Origin of the sequence: Spirillospora sp. NPDC046719 (assembly GCF_040645715.1) — a bacterium.
Lineage (GTDB): Bacteria > Actinomycetota > Actinomycetes > Streptosporangiales > Streptosporangiaceae > Spirillospora.
The window spans coordinates 12,271-30,945 of record NZ_JBEYYT010000001.1 but is presented as its reverse complement, the minus strand read 5'-3'; the positions used below and the strand labels follow the sequence as shown (position 1 = coordinate 30,945).

Genomic DNA, 18,675 nt, shown 5'->3' with positions numbered 1-18,675 from the left:
CGGAGGTTCGTCAGATGCCCGAGGCGCTGCCCCTGCAGCCCGGTGACCCGCGACGGCTCGGCTCGTACGAGGTCACGGGCCGGCTGGGCGTCGGCGAGCAGGGCGCCGTCTTCCTCGGCAGGGACCCTGCGGGCGGCTTCGTCGCCGTGAAGCTCCTGCACGTCCGGCTGAGCGGCGAGCCCGTGGCGCGCTCCCGGTTCGCCAACGCCTTCGCGTCCGCCCAGAAGGTCGCCGGTTTCTGCACGGCGGCGATCCTGAGCGCCGACGTGGAGGGCGACCGCCCCTACGTGGTGAGCGAGTGGGTGGACGGTCCTTCCCTGCAGCAGCTCGTGGACGAGGAAGGGAAGCGCGGCGGCGCCGTAGTGGAACGCGTGGCCGTCGGTGCGGCGGTCGCGCTGGCCGCCGTCCACCGGGCGGGCGCCGTCCATCACGGGCTGAAGCCGGGGAACATCCTGCTCGGCAGGAACGGCCCCCGGATGGCCGACTTCGGGATAGCGCGCGCGCTGGAGGCCGTTAACGCCGCGCCCACCGGACGCATCACCGAAGACCCCGCCTACAAGGCGCCCGAGCAACTCAGCGGCAGCGGCATCGGCCCCGCCGCCGACGTCTTCGCCTGGGCCGCCACCATGCTCTTCGCGGCGACGGGCAAGGCGCCCTTCGGGGACGGCTCCCCGTCCGAGGTGATGCAGCACATCATCTACGAGGAGCCGGACCTGTCGGAGGCGCCGCCGTCACTGCGCGAGGTGATGCGCGACGCGTTCGTCAAGGACCCCGCCGCACGTCCCACCGCCAAGCAGTTGCTCGAACGGCTCCTTGCGGAGAGCAGCGCGCTCGCGGGGCGCCTGCCCGCGTCGATGGTGGACGAGGGCCGTGCGCTCGCCACGAGCGTCGTACCGGCCGCGCAGGCTTCCCCACCGCCGCCGCCCTCTCAGCCCGCCCAGCCTCCGGCGCAGCCGCCGGTCCAACCGCCGCCACCGCGCACCGGCCTAGGGCAGCCCACCGCACCGCCTCCCCCACCGCAGGGACCACCACCGCCGCAAGGGCCGCCCCTGCAGGGACCGCCCGCACCGCAGGGACCGCCCGCACCGCAAGGGCCGCCGCCTCCCGGCGCTGGGCCCGCGCCCATGCCGCCCGGGCCGCCGCACTCGCCTATGGGCGTCCCTATGGGGATGCCTATGGGCGGTCCCGTAGGCGCGCCCATGGGTGCTCCCCAGGGGCCGCCGCCTCACCAGGGGTTCATGCCCCCGCCTCCCGGCAACGCGCCGCAGATGCAGCCGCCGCCCGCGACGGCCCGGCACGCGTTCCATCCGCCCCCGTCGCGTCCCTTCCGGAAGCTCTCGCAGTTCCTCTCCTCCACTTCCCTGGGGAAGGACAAGCAGAAGCCCGAGCCGGAAGGCCCCGTCGGTTCCGGTGGCGCGGCGCCGTCCGCACCCGATCTGGACCCCGCCGCCTTCGAGGCGACCACCACGTTCAACGTGATCGCCCCGTCGGCGGACGCCACGGCCACGCTGAGCGCCGTCCCGGAGGCCCCCGGCCCGTCCGACCCGGCCCCGACCGCCATGTTCGACCCCCTCGACATGCCGGACGCGCCGGGCATGCCGGACGCGCCGGACTCGACGACGGCGTCGCACTTCATCCCCGGCCTGCGGGCCGAGCAGGGCGGCGGTGGCGACCGGAAGGCGTCGGCGCTCCTCGCCCTCGGCCGGATGCGCCGGCCCAGCAACCACGTCCTGGGCGTCGCGCTGTCCCTCGTCATCGGCGTGGGCGTGGGCATCGCCATCATCGTGCTCGTGCTGTGGCCGCAACTGAAGGACGACGGCGACCCGCCGACTAACCAGACCAACACGTCCGCCAACCAGCCGGTGAGCACGGTCCCCGGCCCGTTCGCGGGCACCTGGAAGGGCACGGTGGTGAACACCGCCCAGCACGCGTCCTTCCCCGTCGAGGTGACGTTCCAGACCGGGGCCACCACCGCGCGGGCGGTCTACCCGCAGGAGCGCTGCACCGGAACGCTCACGCTCAAGAGCGGCACGCAGAGCAACCTGACCATGGACCTCGCCATCCCGGCGCCCTGCACGCCCGGGACCGTCCAGATCAAGCGGATGGCGGACGGGACGCTCCAGTACGCGTGGAACAAGCCCGGCACGAACCTCGCCTACTCCGGAAAGCTGTCGCGCGGCTGACCCCGCCCTCGCCCGCTCGCGACGTCCCCGGGCGCGCGCGGGGGCGTGCGACAGGGCCGGGCGCGCGACCGGATCGGAACCGTCTCCTGACGCGGCCTTCCGGTTGACGGCCGACTCCGGCCGCCGTGCAGCCCGTCCGACCCGTCCACTTTTGCGGTCTTTATCAGAGTAGTTCCGCTAGGGTTTCCCCTCGATCGAATCCTCGATCCTCTGACGGGCCGCCGAGAGCGCGGCCCCCCGGCAGAAGGAGACACGCCTTGCGGGCTGTCCACCGGAGGCTCCTGTTGGCCGGCGTCGTCGCGGCGTGCGTCGGCGGCGCGGCGGCCTTCCCCGTCCTCGCGGACTCCTCTTCCCCCTCCCTCGTCAAGGTGACCGCCGCCGAGGGCACCCCCGTGCCCGGCCGCTACATCGTCACCCTGAAGAAGGGCGCGTCCGCCGAGTCGGCCGTCAACAAGGTGAAGGCCACCGGCGCGCAGCGCTTCGACGGCGTCCTCAACGGCTTCGCCGCGAAGCTGACCGGCGCCCAGCTCGACAAGCTTCGCCATGACAGCCGCGTCGCCGCCATCGAGCAGGACCAGGTCATGAAGGCCCAGGGGACGCAGGGTTCCGCGCCCTGGGGCCTCGACCGCATCGACCAGCGCAAGCGGCCGCTGTCGAAGAGCTACCACTACACCTCGCTGGCCAAGGACGTCACCGCCTACGTCATCGACTCCGGCCTCGACGTCACCCACTCGCAGTTCGGCGGCCGCGCCGCCATCGCGTGGGTCGCTCCCACCTACAACGGCAACGGCGCCGACTGCAACGGCCACGGCACCCACGTCGCCGGCATCATCGGCTCGAGCACCTACGGCGTCGCCAAGGGCGTCAAGCTGCGCGCGCTCCGCGTCCTCGACTGCGACGGCACGGGCTACGTGTCCGACCTCGTGTCCGCCGCGCAGTGGCTGCGCACCCACGCCGCCAAGCCGGCCGTCGCGAACATCTCGATCGGCGCGCCCAAGTCCGCCGCCCTGAACACCGCCGTGGAGAACCTGTCCCGGTCCGGCGTGTTCGTCTCCGTCGCGGCGGGCAACGAGAACGCCGACGCGTGCAAGTCCTCGCCGTCCGGCGCGGGCTGGGTCATGGCCGTCGGCGCCACCACGTCCTACGACAACCGCGCCACCTTCTCCAACTGGGGCAAGTGCGTGGACATCAACGCCCCCGGCTACGACATCCGGTCGACGCTGCCCGGCAACACGACCGGCCTGGAGAGCGGCACGTCCATGGCCTCGCCGTTCGTCGCCGGCACCGCCGCCCTCTACCTGCAGACGCACCCCAAGGCGACCTTCCCCACGGTGCAGAAGTGGCTGAACGACAACTCCACCAAGAACGTCCTCGGGCGCATGCGCAGCCAGGCCAACCGGCTGCTCTACAAGAGCAACCTCTGACCCTCCCGTAGGATGGCCCGGCTCCCCCACGGGGGGCCGGGCTTCTTGGGCGTTGAACCGTCCCACCCGTCACAGCCGTTTACCCTTGGCGAGGACAAGGACGGCCCCCCTCGCCGTCCGTTGGCATTCGGCCGGGCGCCCCCGGGTCCGGCCGGAGAGGAGAAGACGTGGAGTCCCCCACCTCCACCCTCCGGAGACGAACCCGGCGCGCGGTCCTGGCCCTCGTCGCCGTCGCCCTGCCGCTGGCCGGCACCGCCGCCCCCTCCTCCGCCGCCGCGCCGCGCACCCCCGCCGCCCTGCCGTCCGACCCCGGCGACAGCGGAAAATTCGCCAAGATGAACGCCCAGATCGCCAAGCTCGACAAGGCCTACGGCGGCGACCTCGCCAAGCTGAGGGACGCCCAGTACGCCGCGAAGAAGGCGCTGCAGAAGTCCGAGAGCCTGCAGGGCGACCTCAACGACGCCCGCTCCCTCGTCGCCCAGATGGCCGCCACCCAGTACATGACGGACGGCCAGGGCCCCACCATCTCCATGCTCGCCGCGGGCAACGCGTCCGACATGCTGAGCGGCTACACCCTCATCGAGCACCTCGCGCAGAACAAGACGGCGAAGGTCGCGCAGATCGGCAAGCTCGTCGACGAGCAGGCCAAGGCGCACGAGCAGGCCCAGCAGAAGATCACCGAGCTGCAGAAGGAGATCAAGGACCTGCTGGGCCAGAAGAAGCGCGTCGAGGCCCTGGTCAAGAAGTACAAGCCGCAGTCACCGAGCGTCGGCATGGGCGGCGTCACCCCGCGCATGCTGAACGTCAAGAACGTCATCGACCAGGAAGAGGGCCCCTTCCCCACGATCGGCTGCGTCCGCACCACCGGCGACCCGCAGGACCACGGCACCGGCCACGCCTGCGACTTCATGATCACCACCGGCGGCGTCATGGCCACCGGCGCCGCCAAGGCCCACGGCGACGCCACCGCCGCCTACGCCATCGCCCACGCGAGCGCCCTGGGCATCAAGTACATCATCTGGCGCCAGCGCATCTACGACCTCCGCAGCCCCGGCTGGCGCACGATGGAGAACCGCGGCGGCGTAACCGCCAACCACTACGACCACGTCCACATCTCGGTCTTCTGAGCGTTTTGGGGTGGGGTTCTGGGGCACGGTCGCCTTTCTACGGTCCCAACGGCACGCCGAGACGCTGGACGCGTTGTCTTCCTGGGCCGCCCTCGGCATGGACTCCTGGGTCCACGGTGACGGCTGGCAAGGCGTCCAGTTCCGCCACGACCAGGACCTCGACTGGCGGACGGTGCTCATCGAGGTGATGTGCGAGACCGCCCGGCCCGTGCTCGGCGCCTTCGTCCTCGACAGCGACGGCGCGTGCGTTCTCGGCGCGGACCCCGTGAACGGGGCCTGGTCGGCGGTGCTCGAGATCGAGGGCGTCCTGGCGCACCTCGTCCTGCCGGTCGTCGAGTGGGTGGAGGGTGAGGAGACCCCTCGCGTACTTGAGGACGACCCGGACTACATGCGGGAACGCGAAGAGCTTCGTACCGCGCTCACCGAAATGTGCGGCCCGGTCGAGGAAACCGCGCGCCGTGCGGCGCTGTGGTCGGCCGAGGCGGGTCACCACGCCGAAACCGGGAGCATCGTGCAGGCCCTCATGACCACCGGCGGCTTCGTCGAGGAGGTGTTTGGGGCGCTCGCGGAAATTCTTGGGATCCCTGCCGTGCATTCGAGATGAAGGACGAATGGTTCAGGAGCGGGTGGTCTCTTCGGTTTTGAAAGTGCGGAAACCTCTGCGGTGGTAGTTCGGGAGGGCGTTGGGATGGTCGAAGGACGAGGTGTGGAGCCAGACCCGGGCGGCCGTCGGGGACAGTTCCCAGGCGTGCTGGATGCCCAGGGTCAGCGCGTAGCCGCCGAGGCCCTTGCCGACGAAATCGGGGAGCAGGCCGAAGCTCTTGATCTCGACCTCGTGGTCCTGGGGGTCGTAGGCGACGATGCCGGCGTGCTCGCCGGTGAAGAACAGCAGGCCGAACGTCCGGCGGGGGTTCTCGTCGAACCAGGCCCGCCATTCCTCCGGGGTGCGGCGGGAGCTTTTCCAGCCGTATGGTGCGCCGACGCGGGCGAGGATGTCCGGGACGAGGGGCGAGGTCCGGTCCAGGGGCGCCAGGGACAGGCCGGGGATGGGGGCGGCCGCGACCAGCTGCGCGCGGTCGGTCATCTCGACGTACGTCACGATCTCCTTCACACCGGCAGGCTACGGTGCGGGCGCAACTCGCGGCGGTAGCGGAGTTCGTCGACGGGTGTGCCGCGGACGTTCCGGTGGCGGGTCTCGCCGGTGAAGGCCCAGCCGGCGGCCTCGTAGAAGGCGCAGGCGCGCTGATTGCCGTCGAGGACCCAGAGGACGGCGCTTTCGTGGCCGAGGCCGGAAAGGGCGTTGAGGGCGCGGGCGTGGAGGGCGCCGCCGATTCCTTGCCGCCAATGCGACTCGGCCACGTGCAGGGCCAGCAGTTCGCCCGTGCGAGGGCCGTCGTGGGAGGGCCCGATTTCGGCGAAGGCGACTATGGCGGGCGCGGTGACGAACGTGGCGCGGGACGGGTCACGGAGCCTTTCCAGCCAGCGGTGCTCGCGTTCGGCCGCATCGTAGGCGGCGAGGAAACCGTCCGGGAGAAGGCCGCGGTAGGCGGCGCGGTACGAGGCCAGGTGCAGGCGCGCGATCGCGGGGGCGTCGGCCTCGGTGGCGGTGCGGATCGCAGGGGGCATGCGTTCAATGGAAGACGAGAAGGGGGGCCCGGGGGGGGGGCCGGCGGTGGGGGTGGGGGGGGGTTAGGGGGTGGGGGGGGGGTGGGGGCGTTGGGCTGGGGGGGTTGGGCGGGGCGCTCGGGCGCCTGGGGCCGCCGCGCGTGCGGGGGGGGGCGGGCCGGGGGGGGGGGGGGTAGCGCGGGGCGCAGCTTTACATGGAACCCCGCCCGGGCCGCCCGGGTGGGGCGCCCTTCTGTGGTCGTGCGGGTCAGTTCGCGTAGCTGGGGAGCATGCGCTCGTTGGCCTCGCGGAGTTCGGCGAGGGGGATGGAGAACAGCTCCTGCTGGTCGCCCTCCGGGCCGCGGCCGGCGACGGTCAGCGTGTCGCCGCCGGCGACGCCGATCTGGGTGACCGGGACGCCCGCCGACTCGCAGAGGGCCGCCAGGCGGGCCTCGCCGCCGGGACGGACCGCGACCATGGCGCGGGCCACCGACTCGCTGAACAGCGTGACGAACGGGTCGCCGGGCAGGGTGATCCGGGCGCCGAGGCCGCCGCGCAGGCAGGACTCCACCAGGGTCTGCGAGAGGCCGCCGTCCGACAGGTCGTGGGCGGCCGTCAGGAGGCCCTCGCGGATCGCGGTGACCATGACCGAGGCGAGGGCCGCCTCCGCCTTCAGGTCCACCAGCGGCGGCAGGCCGCCGAGGTGGTTGTAGACGACGTGCGCCCATTCGGAGCCGCCGAACTCCTCGCGGGTCTCGCCGAGCAGCGCGATCGTGGCGCCGTCGGAGGTGAGCGCCATGTTCACGCGGCGGCGGACGTCGTCGTGGACGCCGAGGACGCCGATGACCGGGGTCGGGTTGATCGGCGTGGTGCCGGTCTGGTTGTAGAAGCTGACGTTGCCGCCGGTCACCGGGATGCCGAGGTACTGGCAGGCGTCGGCGAGGCCCTCGACGGCGCGGGCGAACTGCCACATGACGCCCGGGTCCTCGGGGGAGCCGAAGTTCAGGCAGTTCGTCACGGCGAGGGGGCGGGCGCCGGTGGCGGCCACGTTGCGGTACGCCTCGGACAGCGCGAGCTGCGCGCCCGAGTACGGGTCGAGCCGGGTGTAGCGGCCGTTGCCGTCCAGGGACAGCGCGATGCCGAGGCCCGACTCGTCGTCGATCCGGACGACGCCCGCGTTGTCCGGCATGGCGAGGACGGTGTTGCCCAGCACGTACCGGTCGTACTGCGAGGTCACCCACGTCTTGCTCGCCAGGTTCGGCGAGCCCGCGAGCCACAGCACGGTGCGGCGCAGCTCGTCGCCGTTGGACGGGCGGGTCAGCCGGCCCGGGGTGTCGGACTGGAGGGCGCCGAGGTCCTTCGGGGGCTCGAACGGCCGCTCGTAGACCGGGCCCTCGTCGGCGGCGGTGACCGGCGGGATGTCGACGATCGTCTCGCCGCGCCACGTCATGACGAGGCGGCGGGTGTCGGTGACCTGGCCGATGACGGTGGCGGGGATCTCCCAGCGGCGGCAGATCTCCATGAAGCGGTCGACCTTGTCGGGCGACACGACCGCCATCATGCGCTCCTGCGACTCGCTCATGAGGATCTCCTCAGGGCGCAGGGTCGCGTCGCGCAGCGGGACGGCGTCGAGGTCGACGTACATGCCGCCGGTGCCGGCGGCGGCCAGCTCCGTCGTCGCGCAGGAGACGCCGGCGGCGCCGAGGTCCTGGATGCCGACCACGAGGTCCTCGCGGAACAGCTCCAGGCAGCACTCGATGAGCAGCTTCTCCATGAACGGGTCGCCGACCTGGACCGACGGCCGCTTGGTGTGCGACTCCTCGTCGAAGGTCGCGGACGCCAGGACGGACGCGCCGCCGATGCCGTCCGGGCCGGTGAGGGCGCCGAAGAGGATCACCTTGTTGCCGGGGCCGGGGGCCACGGCGCGCTTGATGTCCTCGTGCTTCATCACGCCCACGCAGAGGGCGTTGACCAGCGGGTTGCCCTCGTAGCAGGCGTCGAAGACGGTCTCGCCACCGATGTTGGGCAGGCCGAGGGAGTTGCCGTAGCCGCCGACGCCGGCGACGACGCCGGGCAGCACGCGCTGGGTGTCGGGGGCGTCGGCCGGGCCGAAGCGCAGGGAGTCCATGACGGCGATCGGGCGGGCGCCCATCGACATGATGTCGCGGACGATCCCGCCGACGCCGGTCGCGGCGCCCTGGTACGGCTCGACGTAGGACGGGTGGTTGTGCGACTCGACCTTGAAGGTGACCGCCCAGCCCTGGCCGATGTCGACGACGCCGGCGTTCTCCCCCATGCCGACGAGCAGCTTGTCGGTCTTGGGCGCCTTGTCGCCGAACTGCCGCAGGTGGACCTTGGAGCTCTTGTAGGAGCAGTGCTCGCTCCACATCACCGAGTAGATCGCCAGCTCGGCGGAGGTGGGGCGGCGGCCGAGGATGTGCCGGACGCGCTGGTACTCCTCGTCGTTCATGCCCAGCTCGACGTACGGCTGCGGGCGGTCCGGCGAGGCGGCGGCGATGGCGACGGTGTCGGTGCCGGGGTCGGCCCTGACGGACGACTCGATCGCGAGCCGGGCGCCGCCGCCGATGGCGGGCTGCGGTCCCGTCCCGGACCCGACGGCGTGCTGGGGCCCGGTGCCGGGGCCGCCGACCGCGGGCTGCGGGCCGGTGTTCGGGCCCCCGATGGCGGGCTGCGGGCCGGTGTTCGAGCCCACGGCGGGCTGCGGGCCGGTGCCGGAGCCGATCGCGGGCAGCGGGCCGGTCGCGGGGCCGACGGGCGGGAGCGGGCCGGTGTTCGGGTTCACGGCGGGCAGCGGACCCGTCGCGGGACCGGGGACGGCCTGCGGGCTCGCGCCGGGGCTCGCCCAGGGGCCGGACTGCCCCTGCGGGCCGACGGCGGGCTGCGGGCCCGTGCCGGAGCCGATGGCGGGCTGCGGGCCGGTCCCGGGGCCGGCGACGCGCTGCGGCGCGGCGGGCGGGGGCGGCGGGAACGCGGCGTACTCGCTCAGGTCGGGGGTGGTGAGCGTGGGGTCGGCGTGCGGCGGGAAGGGGACGGCGACGCCCTCCTCGGCCAGCGCGCGCGCGAAGTCATCCGAGGGGACGCCCGTGTCGGGCATGGTGCGTCCCGTCGCGGCCGGGTCGTCGTTCAGCACGGGCAGCGGCCCGGTGAACGGCCCCTGCGGCGCGGGCGGAGCCGGCGGCCCCTGCGGCGTGGGCGATCCCTGCGGCGTGGGCGATCCCTGCGGCGTGGGCGATCCCTGCGGCGCGGGCGGGGCGGGCGGTCCCTGCGGCGTGGGCGACGCGGCGGCCGAGTTCGACCGGTCCTCCTCCAGGATGGCCTCGAAGGCCTGCGTCACCGATGGGTCGACGGGCTGCAGCTCGGGGTCGTCGGCGTCGGACTTCAGCTCGTCCAGCCAGTCCAGCGACGGCTCGTCGTGCGCGGCGTCGCGCGCCGCGCGGCCGGAAGCGTTGGGCCGTTGCTCGCTCATGCGTTGACCAGTCTCTTGACGATCGAGGTGAAGAAGCCGAGCCCGTCGGTGGACGGGCCGGTCAGCGACTCCGCGGCATGCTCGGGATGCGGCATGAGCCCGACCACGTTGCCGGCCTCGTTGCAGATCCCGGCGATGTCGTCGAGGGAGCCGTTGGGGTTCAGGTCGAGGTAGCGGGCGACGATCCGGCCGGAGTCGGCCAGCTCGGCCAGGGTCTCGCGGTCGGCGGTGTAGCGGCCGTCCGCGTTCTTGACCGGGATCACCAGCTCCTGGCCCTCGGTGTACTCCGAGGTCCAGGCGGTGCCGGCGTTCTCGACGCGCAGCCGCTGGTCGCGGCAGACGAAGTGCAGCCCCGCGTTGGGCAGCAGGGCGCCCGGGAGCAGGTGCGACTCGCAGAGCACCTGGAAGCCGTTGCAGATGCCGAGGACCGGCAGGCCGGCCTTGGCGGCCGCGACCAGCTCGGTCATCAGCGGCGCGAACCGGGCGATCGCGCCGGCCCGCAGGTAGTCCCCGTAGGAGAACCCGCCGGGCAGCACGACCGCGTCGACCCCCTGCAGGTCGTGGTCGGCGTGCCAGAGGGCGACCGGCTCGGCGCCGGCCAGCCGCACGGCGCGCGCGGCGTCCTTGTCGTCCAGGGAACCAGGGAAGGTGATGACCCCCACCCGGGCAGCGTCCATCTGTTCTGTTCCTCCGAAATGAGGTGCGGCCGGGACGGTCGGGATCTCATCCGCCGATCACCGCTGCGCGCGTCGCACATTCCCCCCGCGCGCGTACCAATCTACCCGGCCGTGTGCATGAGCCGGCGGTCGAGGCCGCCCACCAGTGCCCCGTCCCGCCAGGTCAGGCGCTTCCGCAGGTGAACGATGGTGCCTCTGTCGGGCGTGCGGTCGATGTCCAGATCGTCCACCAGCGCCCGCATGATTTTAATCCCGCGCCCGGATTCGCTCAAAACCCCCCGGTCCGCCGGGACGGGCCGCGGCCCGTGGCCGCCGTCCTCGATCTCCAGCGAGCAGGTGCCGTCGTCGACGCGCCCGGCGACGCGGTAGTCCCCGGTGGCGCGGGCGTGCTGGACCGCGTTGGTGCACGCCTCGGAGGCGGCGACCAGGATGTCGGCGACGCAGTCCTCGGCGACGCCCAGCCCCCGCAGCGCGTCCCCCACCACCCGGCGTACCACCGGAATGCTCGGCGCCTCGCGCGGCAGCGCGAGCGCGAACTCCATATCCACCCCGGACACCTCGTGTCATGCCCCGGGCGTCCCGGCAGGGCCCCCGGTCCCGGAGCGTGCTCGACGACTCGACGCAGCTAGAACTTCCCCGACGGAATCTTTCGTAACCGCTATGCTGTCGGGTCTTTCGCTTCGCCCGGGAGGCCCTCGGGCGGGGCCGGCTGCTCGTCGGCCGGCGGCGCCTCCGCCGGCGAGCCCTCGGAAAGGCCCTCCGGAGCCTCGGGTTCGAGCCCTTCGGGCTGCAGGACCCGCACCTCGAAGTTCTCGATCACCGGGTTGGCGAGCAGGGTCTCGGCGATCCGGCGGACCCGCTCCAGCGCGGCCTCGTCGGCCGGTCCCTCCAGCTCGACCTCGAACCGCTTGCCCTGCCGGACGGCCACGACGCCGTCGAACCCCATCTGCGGCAGCTTCCGGGCTATCGCCTGGCCCTGCGGGTCGAGGATCTCCGGCTTGAGCATGACGTCGACGACGACACGCGCCACGGTCGCCCCCTCACTGATCTGCGCTTTTGCTTACGGACCTGAAGCGTACGGCACCATTGGCACTCGCGACCCACGCATCCCCCTTGTCCGCACCCCGCCCGCATCACCGGAGCCGTCCGATGAACATCGAGGACCTCACCCCGTCGGAGCGCCGCCTGTGGGAGGCGTTCCCGAGCGGCGAACCCGTGGACCTGTCGACCGGCGACCCGGCGCACGACGACCCGGGGTACGCGACGCACTGGGGGCATGACCGGATGGTCAGGGCCGAGGTGCTGGTCGCGCTGCTGGTCGGCGCGGTGGAGCCCGAGCCGGGACGGGTCGCGGCCGTCCGGCTGAGCGGCGCCCGGATCACCGGCTCGCTGAACCTCGGGCACGCCGAGGTCTGCGTGCCGCTGGCGCTGACCGGCTGCTCGTTCGACGAGGCGCCGCACCTGTACTGGGCGAGCATGAACAGCGTCCACCTGATGGGGTGCCGGCTGCCGGGGCTGGTCGCGTCCGGCACCCGGGTGGACGGCCACCTGTGGCTGGAGGGCAGCCGGATCTCCGGCGGGCTCTGGCTGGACGGGGCGAACATCACCGGCATCCTGAACATGTCGGGCGTCCAGCTGTCCAACCCGGGCGGGGACGCGCTGCTCGCCGACCGGCTGACGGTCGAGGCGAACGTCTACTGCGACCAGGGGTTCGCGGCGAACGGCGAGGTCCGGCTGCCCGGCGCGCGGGTCGGCGGCCAGCTGATCTTCCGGAAGGCGCGGCTGCACAACCCGTCCGGCGCCGCGCTGTACGCGAGCCGGCTGGACGTGGCGGCGAACGTGTTCTGCGACAGCGGGTTCGTCGCGGAGGGCGAGGTCCGGCTGCGCGGCGCCCGCGTCGGCGGCTACCTGTCGTTCGTCGGCGCGCACCTGTCGGCGCCCGAGCGGACCGCGCTGAACGCCGACGACCTCACCGTCGAGACCGACGTGTACTGCTCGGACGGGTTCACCGCGCACGGCTCGGTCAGCTTCTCCGGGGCGCACGTCACCGGGCAGCTCAGCCTGCGCGGCGCGCACCTGCGGCACGAGCAGGGGACGGCGCTGAGCCTGCAGCGCGTCCAGGCGGAGGAGCTGCTGCTGCGCCCGGCGGACAAGATCGCCGGGATCACCGACCTGTCGTACGCGCGGATCAACCTGCTGCGGGACGATGCGGCGACCTGGCCGGACCGGCTCCAGCTCGACGGCCTGCAGTACGAGACGCTCGAACCGCCGATGACCGCGCGCGAGCGGCTGGCGTGGCTGCGCCGCGACACCGACGGCTACGCTCCGCAGCCGTACGAGCGACTCGCGCAGACGTACCGGTCCCTGGGCCTGGACGCCGACGGGCGCTCGGTCCTGCTCGCCAAGGCCCGCGACCGGCGCCGCACGCAGGGCATCCCGCTGAAGGTCGTCGGCTTCCTGCAGGACGTCCTGGTCGGCTACGGGTACCGGCCGTTCCGGGCGGCGAGCTGGCTGGTCGGGCTGCTGGCGTTCGGGACGATCGTCTTCTCCATCCACCGGCCGGACGTCCTGGACACCGGCCACAAGCCGCACTTCAACGCGTTCTTCTACACGCTCGACCTGCTGCTGCCCATCGGCAGCCTCGGCCAGGAGGTCGAGTTCGCGCCGAGCGGGATCTACCAGTGGGTCGCCAACCTCATCGTGGCGGCCGGCCTGGTCCTCGGCCTGACGGTCGCGGCGGGCGCGACCCGCGCCCTGTCCCGGGAGTGACGCGCGCAACCGGGGTAGGAGATGGAGGGCGGCACTTGCATCTCCGGGTGTGATGTCTGCCACGATGTCTTTGGTGGGTTTTGTCCCTTACCGGGGACGGGGCCGCTGACATCGGCCGGCTGTGCGGCGATCCCGCGTACCGGCCCCGAACGAGGAGTGCCATCAATGACGATCGACTCCGTGCGCGGCGCGCCAGGCGCCTCCGAGCTCGCCGAACCCGAGCTCATCAGGCTGCTGACCCCCGAGGGGGAGCGCGTCGAGCATCCCGACTACCCGCTGGACCTGAGCCCCGGCGAGGTCCGCGGGCTCTACCGCGACCTGGTGATCGTCCGCCGGATCGACCGGGAGGCCGTGGCGCTGACCCGGCAGGGCGAGCTCGGCCTCTGGGCGTCGCTGCTCGGCCAGGAGGCCGCGCAGATCGGCTCGGGACGCGCGCTGTCCGAGCACGACATGGTCTTCCCCACCTACCGCGAGCACGGCGTCGCGTGGTGCCGGGACGTCCCGCCGCTGAACCTCCTCGGCCTGTTCCGCGGCGTCAACCACGGCGGCTGGGACCCCGCCGAGCACGGCTTCCACCTGTACACCGTCGTGATCGGCAGCCAGACGCTGCACGCGACGGGCTACGCGATGGGCGTGCAGCGCGACGGGGTGCTGGGCACGCCGTCCGCCGGCGCCACGATCGCCTACTTCGGCGACGGCGCGACGTCGCAGGGCGACGTGAACGAGGCGTTCGTGTTCGCCTCGGTGTTCAACGCGCCGATCGTGTTCTTCTGCCAGAACAACCAGTGGGCCATCTCCGAGCCGCTGGAGAAGCAGACGCGCATCCCGCTGTACAAGCGCGCGCAGGGCTACGGGTTCCCCGGGCTGCGGGTGGACGGCAACGACGTGTTCGCGTGCCTGGCCGTCACCAGGAAGGCGCTGGAGAACGCGCGGACGGGCCAGGGCCCCACGCTGATCGAGGCGTACACGTACCGGATGGGCGCCCACACCACCACCGACGACCCCACGCGCTACCGGCTGAAGGCCGAAGAGGAGGCGTGGAAGCTCAAGGACCCGATCGAGCGGGTCAAGGCGTACCTGGTCCGCAACGACCTCGCCGACACCGCGTTCCTGGACGACGTCGAGGCCGAGGCCAAGCAGGTCGCCAAGGAGCTGCGGGAGGGCTGCCTGGCGCTGCCCGACCCGGCGCCGCTGTCGATGTTCGAGCACGTCTACGCCGAAGACCATCCGCTGATGACCGAGGAGCAGGAGCAGTTCGCCGCCTACCTGGCGTCCTTCGAGGAAGAGGTGCCGTCGTGACCGCGGAGACCCTGACGCTCGGCAAGGCGCTGAACGCCGGCCTGCGCAAGGCCATGGAGGACGACCCGAAGGTCCTGGTCATGGGCGAGGACGTCGGGAAGCTCGGCGGCGTGTTCCGGATCACCGACGGGCTGCAGAAGGACTTCGGCGAGGAGCGGGTGATCGACACCCCGCTGGCCGAGTCCGGCATCGTCGGCACCGCGATCGGGCTCGCGCTGCGCGGGTACCGCCCGGTCTGCGAGATCCAGTTCGACGGGTTCGTGTTCCCCGCCGCCGACCAGATCATCACCCAGCTCGCCAAGATGGGCATGCGGTCGCTGGGCGCGCTGTCGCTGCCGGTCGTCGTCCGCATCCCGTGCGGCGGCGGCATCGGCGCCGTCGAGCACCACTCGGAGTCGCCGGAGGCGTACTTCACCCACACCGCCGGGCTGCGGGTCGTCGCCTGCTCCAACCCGGCGGACGCGTTCACGATGATCCAGCAGTCGATCGCGTCGCCCGATCCGGTGATCTTCTTCGAGCCGAAGCGCCGGTACTGGGACAAGGCCGAGGTCGACGTCGACGCCGCCCCCGGCGCGTGGGCGCCGCTGCACGGCGCGAAGGTCGTCCGGCCCGGCGAGCACGTGACGCTGCTGGCCTACGGACCGCAGGTGAAGACCTGCCTGGAGGCCGCCGCGGCCGCCGCCGAGGAGGGGCGGTCGCTGGAGGTCATCGACCTGCGCTCGCTCAACCCCCTCGACATCGACGCGATCACCGGCTCGGTGAACCGCACCGGACGCTGCGTCGTCGTCCACGAGGCCCCGGTGTTCAGCGGGTTCGGCGCCGAGCTGGCCGCCCGGATCACCGAGAAGTGCTTCTACCGGCTGGAGTCGCCGGTGCTGCGCGTCGGCGGGCTCTCCACCCCGTACCCGCCGTCCCGCCTCGAGGACCACTACCTGCCCGACCTCGACCGCATCCTCGACGCGGTCGACCGGACCTTCGCGTGGTGACGCCGGTGAGCCCGAAACTGTTCAAACTGCCGGACGTCGGCGAGGGCCTGACCGAGGCGGAGATCGTCAAGTGGCACGTCCAGCCCGGTGACACCGTCGAGGTCAACCAGACGATCGTGGAGATCGAGACGGCCAAGGCGATCGTGGAGCTGCCCTGCCCGTTCGAGGGCGTGGTCGCCGAGCTGCTGGTCACCGAGGGCCAGACCGTGGACGTCGGGGTGCCGATCATCGCGGTGAGCACCGAGGCCGAGGGCGGCGTCGCGACCCCGGTCTCCGAGCCCCCCGCGCAGGCCGCGGCGATGCGCGAGGAGGGCGTCCCGTCCGCCGACGAACCCGGGATGACCTCGCCCGAGCAGCCGAAACGGCAGCCCGTCCTGGTCGGCTACGGGGTCAAGGAGGGGACGACCAAGCGCCGTCCCCGCAAGGCGGCCAACGGCGCGCCGCCGGTGCCCGCCCCGTCCCCCGCGCCGTCCCCCGCCCCGTCCTCCGCCCCGTCCTCCGCGCCGCCGCAGGCAGCGGCCCCGGCACCCGCACCGCCCGCGCCGCCGGCGCCGCCCGCCGTCCGGCCGCCTGCGGCGCCCGTTCGTCCACAGCCTGTGGAAAACGGGTTGCCGCTGGCCAAGCCGCCCGTCCGGAAGATGGCCAAGGACCTCGGCGTCGACCTGACGACGATCACCGGCTCGGGCCCGAACGGCTCGATCACCCGCGACGACGTCCTCGCCGCCCAGGCCGGTCCGGCCACGGCGCCACAGGCCGCGCAGGCGCCGCGCGCCGCCGCCGAACTCGAAGAGCGGATCGCGGTCAAGGGCGTCCGCAAGGCGACCGCCGCCGCGATGTCGGGATCGGCGTTCACCGCGCCGCACGTCACCGAGTTCCTCCAGGTCGACGTGACCCGCACGATGGAGGCGGTGGCCCGGCTCCGGGAACTCCCCGACTTCGCCGGGACCAAGGTCTCCCCGCTCCTGCTCGTCGCGCGCGCGCTGCTCACGGCCGTGGCACGCCACCCGATGGTGAACTCCACCTGGGCGGACGGCCCGTCCGGCGCGGAGATCGTCGTCAAGCGCTACGTCAACCTCGGCATCGCCGCCGCCACCGAGCGGGGACTGATCGTCCCGAAGATCAAGGACGCGCAGGACATGTCCCTGCCCGACCTGGCGCGCGCGCTGACCGAGCTGACGGAGAAGGCCCGCGCGGGAAAGGCGTCCCCCGCCGACCTGTCCGACGGCACCATCACCATCACCAACGTCGGCGTGTTCGGCGTGGACACCGGGACCCCGATCCTCACCCCCGGCGAGGCCGCGATCCTGGCCTTCGGCCAGATCCGCGACATGCCCTGGGTGCACGAGGGCGAGTTGGCGATCCGCAAGGTCACCACGCTCGCGCTGTCGTTCGACCACCGCATCGTCGACGGCGAGCTCGGCTCCCGCGTCCTCCGCGACGTCGGCGACATGCTCGAAGACCCCCTGCGCATGCTCGCCTGGGGCTGAGGGACCCGTCGAAGGCGCGCGCCGTCCCGGCGCGCGCCTTCGTCATGCGCGGGGCGTTCCTGTCAGTTGCGCATGGATCGCGGGCCTCCGGATGTGCGCCCCGCCGATAGGAACCAAGATCCACGGATGGCAGAGTAAGTGAGTTCTTATTGACCGTCCGTGGAGTGAGCATGAGGAGAACCGGATCCCTGGTGCGCGGGGTGCTGGCCGTGTCGTCGGCGGGCGTCCTCGCGGTGACCGTCCAGGCCGGACCGGGCCTGGCGGCGACTCCGGGCCCGGCGCCCGTGGTGTCCCGGGGAGTCACGATCCCGGTCTTCTACGACCCGCCCGCCGCGCTGCCGCGTACGAACGGCACGCTCGTCCGCACCGAGCCGCTGCCGCTCGGGCTGAGCCTGCCGGGGCTGGACGGCCGTCCGCTGCCCGGCAAGGCGACCCGGCTCATGTACAAGTCCACCGACTCCAACGGGAAGCCCGTCGCGGTGACGGGCGCCTACATCGAGCCCACGGCGGCATGGAAGGGCGGCGGCCCTCGTCCGCTGGTCGCGCTGGCGTCCGGGACGATGGGCCAAGGCGACCAGTGCGCCCCCTCGTACGCCCTGCAGAACCCGCTGACGCTGACCGGCGACACCATGTCCGTGGCCTACGAGGACCTGGCGGTCTACCGGCTGCTGTCCACCGGCGCGGCCGTCGTCGTCACCGACTACGTCGGCCTCGGCGCCACCGACCGTCTCCACACCTACGTGAACCGCGCCGACGAAGGGCACGCCCTCCTCGACGCCGCCCGCGCCGCGCACGCCGTACCGGGAGCGTCCATCACGGCGAAGTCGAAGGTCGGGCTCTACGGCTACAGCCAGGGCGGCGGCGCCAGCGCCGCCGCGGCCGAACTCCAGCCGGCCTACGCGCCCGACATCCACCTCGCCGGCACCTACGCGGGCGCGCCGCCCGCCGACCTGACCGCCGTCATGAAGGGCATCGACGGCAGCGCGCTCGCCGGGGCGCTGGGCTGGTCGATCAACGGCTTCGCCCAGTCCGACCCGGCCCTGCGCCGCCTCATCGACGACAACATCAACGCGGCGGGCAAGGCCGCGCTCAAGGACATGTCCACCATGTGCGTGGGCGACGTGCTCTTCAAGTACGGCTTCACGTCCAGCACCAAGTGGAGCGTCAGCGGGAAGCCCATCGGCGACATCATCCCGGCCATCCCCGAGGCGCGGGCCGTCCTGGACAAGCAGCGCATCGGCACGCTGAAGCCCGCCGGGCCCGTCCGGCTGACGACGGGGGTCAAGGACGACATCGTCCCGCACGCGCAGGCACGACGGCTCGCCGCCGACTGGTGCCGGCGGGGCGGCGACGTCAGCTACGTCCCCGTCGACCTGCCGAACCTCGGCGACAAGACGCTCCTGAACCACTTCGCGCCGCTCCTCCTCGACCAGGGCGACGCGGTCTCCTGGCTCACCGACCGCCTCACCGGCAAGCCGAGCCCCTCCACCTGCAAGACCCTGCCCACCCAGCCGTAAGCCCGGACAAGACGAGGGCGCGCGCCCTCGTCATGCTCGACCGACCTCAAATAGTTCGTTGACGAATAATTCCCCAACGAACTATCGTGGCCCCTGCTCGACCTCCGCACCGGC

Annotated in this window: 14 protein-coding genes and 1 pseudogene; 9 read left to right on the top strand and 6 right to left on the bottom strand. The window is 72.6% G+C overall.

The window, feature by feature from the left end; translation table 11 throughout:
• Positions 1-14 precede the first annotated feature (14 nt).
• The 4 genes from ABZ914_RS00120 (at position 15) to ABZ914_RS00105 (ending at position 5,338) form a co-directional block, all read left to right on the top strand.
• The gene (locus ABZ914_RS00120) at positions 15-2,183 is read left to right on the top strand and encodes a serine/threonine-protein kinase (protein ID WP_500190472.1); all 2,169 of its coding nucleotides are present in this window, start codon (positions 15-17) and stop codon (positions 2,181-2,183) included.
• Positions 2,184-2,440: 257 nt separating this feature from the next.
• A complete protein-coding gene (locus ABZ914_RS00115; protein WP_433146038.1) occupies positions 2,441-3,607 on the top strand; it encodes a S8 family peptidase in 1,167 nt (388 codons plus the stop codon).
• A 167-nt stretch (positions 3,608-3,774) separates the two neighbouring features.
• Complete coding sequence (locus ABZ914_RS00110) at positions 3,775-4,734, top strand: coiled-coil domain-containing protein (protein ID WP_500190470.1); 960 nt, start codon at positions 3,775-3,777, stop codon at positions 4,732-4,734.
• A gap of 10 nt (positions 4,735-4,744) precedes the next feature.
• A complete protein-coding gene (locus ABZ914_RS00105; RefSeq protein ID WP_500190468.1) occupies positions 4,745-5,338 on the top strand; it encodes a hypothetical protein in 594 nt (197 codons plus the stop codon).
• A gap of 12 nt (positions 5,339-5,350) precedes the next feature.
• Here the strand turns inward: ABZ914_RS00105 and ABZ914_RS00100 are convergent, their stop codons facing one another.
• From ABZ914_RS00100 to purS, 6 genes and pseudogenes are all read right to left on the bottom strand, one after another.
• Positions 5,351-5,845: a GNAT family N-acetyltransferase gene (locus ABZ914_RS00100; protein WP_500190467.1), complete on the bottom strand. Its 495-nt coding sequence runs from the start codon at positions 5,843-5,845 to the stop codon at positions 5,351-5,353.
• Entirely contained in the window at positions 5,842-6,360 is a 519-nt protein-coding gene (locus ABZ914_RS00095) for a GNAT family N-acetyltransferase (protein ID WP_500190465.1), read from the bottom strand. Before ABZ914_RS00095 ends, ABZ914_RS00100 begins: the two co-directional genes overlap by 4 nt.
• A 247-nt stretch (positions 6,361-6,607) precedes the next feature.
• On the bottom strand, positions 6,608-8,902 hold the full coding sequence (gene purL / locus ABZ914_RS00090; RefSeq protein WP_500190593.1) for a phosphoribosylformylglycinamidine synthase subunit PurL: 2,295 nt from the start codon (positions 8,900-8,902) through the stop codon (positions 6,608-6,610).
• A 920-nt stretch (positions 8,903-9,822) separates the two neighbouring features.
• Entirely contained in the window at positions 9,823-10,503 is a 681-nt protein-coding gene (gene purQ, locus ABZ914_RS00085; protein WP_173097141.1) for a phosphoribosylformylglycinamidine synthase subunit PurQ, read from the bottom strand.
• Positions 10,504-10,604: 101 nt separating this feature from the next.
• Entirely contained in the window at positions 10,605-11,060 is a 456-nt protein-coding gene (locus tag ABZ914_RS00080; protein WP_500190463.1) for an ATP-binding protein, read from the bottom strand.
• 236 nt (positions 11,061-11,296) lie between these two features.
• A pseudogene (gene purS / locus ABZ914_RS00075) lies at positions 11,297-11,533 on the bottom strand (phosphoribosylformylglycinamidine synthase subunit PurS); the annotation flags it as partial.
• Positions 11,534-11,652: 119 nt separating this feature from the next.
• Between purS and ABZ914_RS00070 the strand changes: the two are divergent.
• The 5 genes from ABZ914_RS00070 (at position 11,653) to ABZ914_RS00050 (ending at position 18,561) form a co-directional block, all read left to right on the top strand.
• Positions 11,653-13,272, top strand: coding sequence for a hypothetical protein (locus ABZ914_RS00070; protein ID WP_500190461.1), 1,620 nt, complete (start codon positions 11,653-11,655; stop codon positions 13,270-13,272).
• Positions 13,273-13,437: 165 nt separating this feature from the next.
• The gene (gene pdhA / locus ABZ914_RS00065; RefSeq protein WP_433146021.1) at positions 13,438-14,571 is read left to right on the top strand and encodes a pyruvate dehydrogenase (acetyl-transferring) E1 component subunit alpha; all 1,134 of its coding nucleotides are present in this window, start codon (positions 13,438-13,440) and stop codon (positions 14,569-14,571) included.
• The gene (locus ABZ914_RS00060; protein WP_387024235.1) at positions 14,568-15,557 is read left to right on the top strand and encodes an alpha-ketoacid dehydrogenase subunit beta; all 990 of its coding nucleotides are present in this window, start codon (positions 14,568-14,570) and stop codon (positions 15,555-15,557) included. The genes pdhA and ABZ914_RS00060 overlap by 4 nt, the downstream gene beginning before the upstream one ends.
• Before the next feature lie 5 nt (positions 15,558-15,562).
• Positions 15,563-17,044, top strand: coding sequence for a dihydrolipoamide acetyltransferase family protein (locus ABZ914_RS00055; RefSeq protein ID WP_500190458.1), 1,482 nt, complete (start codon positions 15,563-15,565; stop codon positions 17,042-17,044).
• A 170-nt stretch (positions 17,045-17,214) separates the two neighbouring features.
• A complete protein-coding gene (locus ABZ914_RS00050) occupies positions 17,215-18,561 on the top strand; it encodes a lipase family protein (protein WP_500190456.1) in 1,347 nt (448 codons plus the stop codon).
• Positions 18,562-18,675 lie beyond the last annotated feature (114 nt).

What these genes read in the sequence shown, in the direction of transcription:
- pdhA (WP_433146021.1), top strand. Translation starts at nt 13,438, where the DNA reads ATGACGATCGACTCCGTGCGCGGCGCGCCAGGCGCCTCCGAGCTCGCC.
- ABZ914_RS00095 (WP_500190465.1), bottom strand. Translation starts at nt 6,360, where the DNA reads ATGCCCCCTGCGATCCGCACCGCCACCGAGGCCGACGCCCCCGCGATC.
- purQ (WP_173097141.1), bottom strand. Translation starts at nt 10,503, where the DNA reads ATGGACGCTGCCCGGGTGGGGGTCATCACCTTCCCTGGTTCCCTGGAC.
- ABZ914_RS00120 (WP_500190472.1), top strand. Translation starts at nt 15, where the DNA reads ATGCCCGAGGCGCTGCCCCTGCAGCCCGGTGACCCGCGACGGCTCGGC.
- ABZ914_RS00050 (WP_500190456.1), top strand. Translation starts at nt 17,215, where the DNA reads ATGAGGAGAACCGGATCCCTGGTGCGCGGGGTGCTGGCCGTGTCGTCG.
- ABZ914_RS00070 (WP_500190461.1), top strand. Translation starts at nt 11,653, where the DNA reads ATGAACATCGAGGACCTCACCCCGTCGGAGCGCCGCCTGTGGGAGGCG.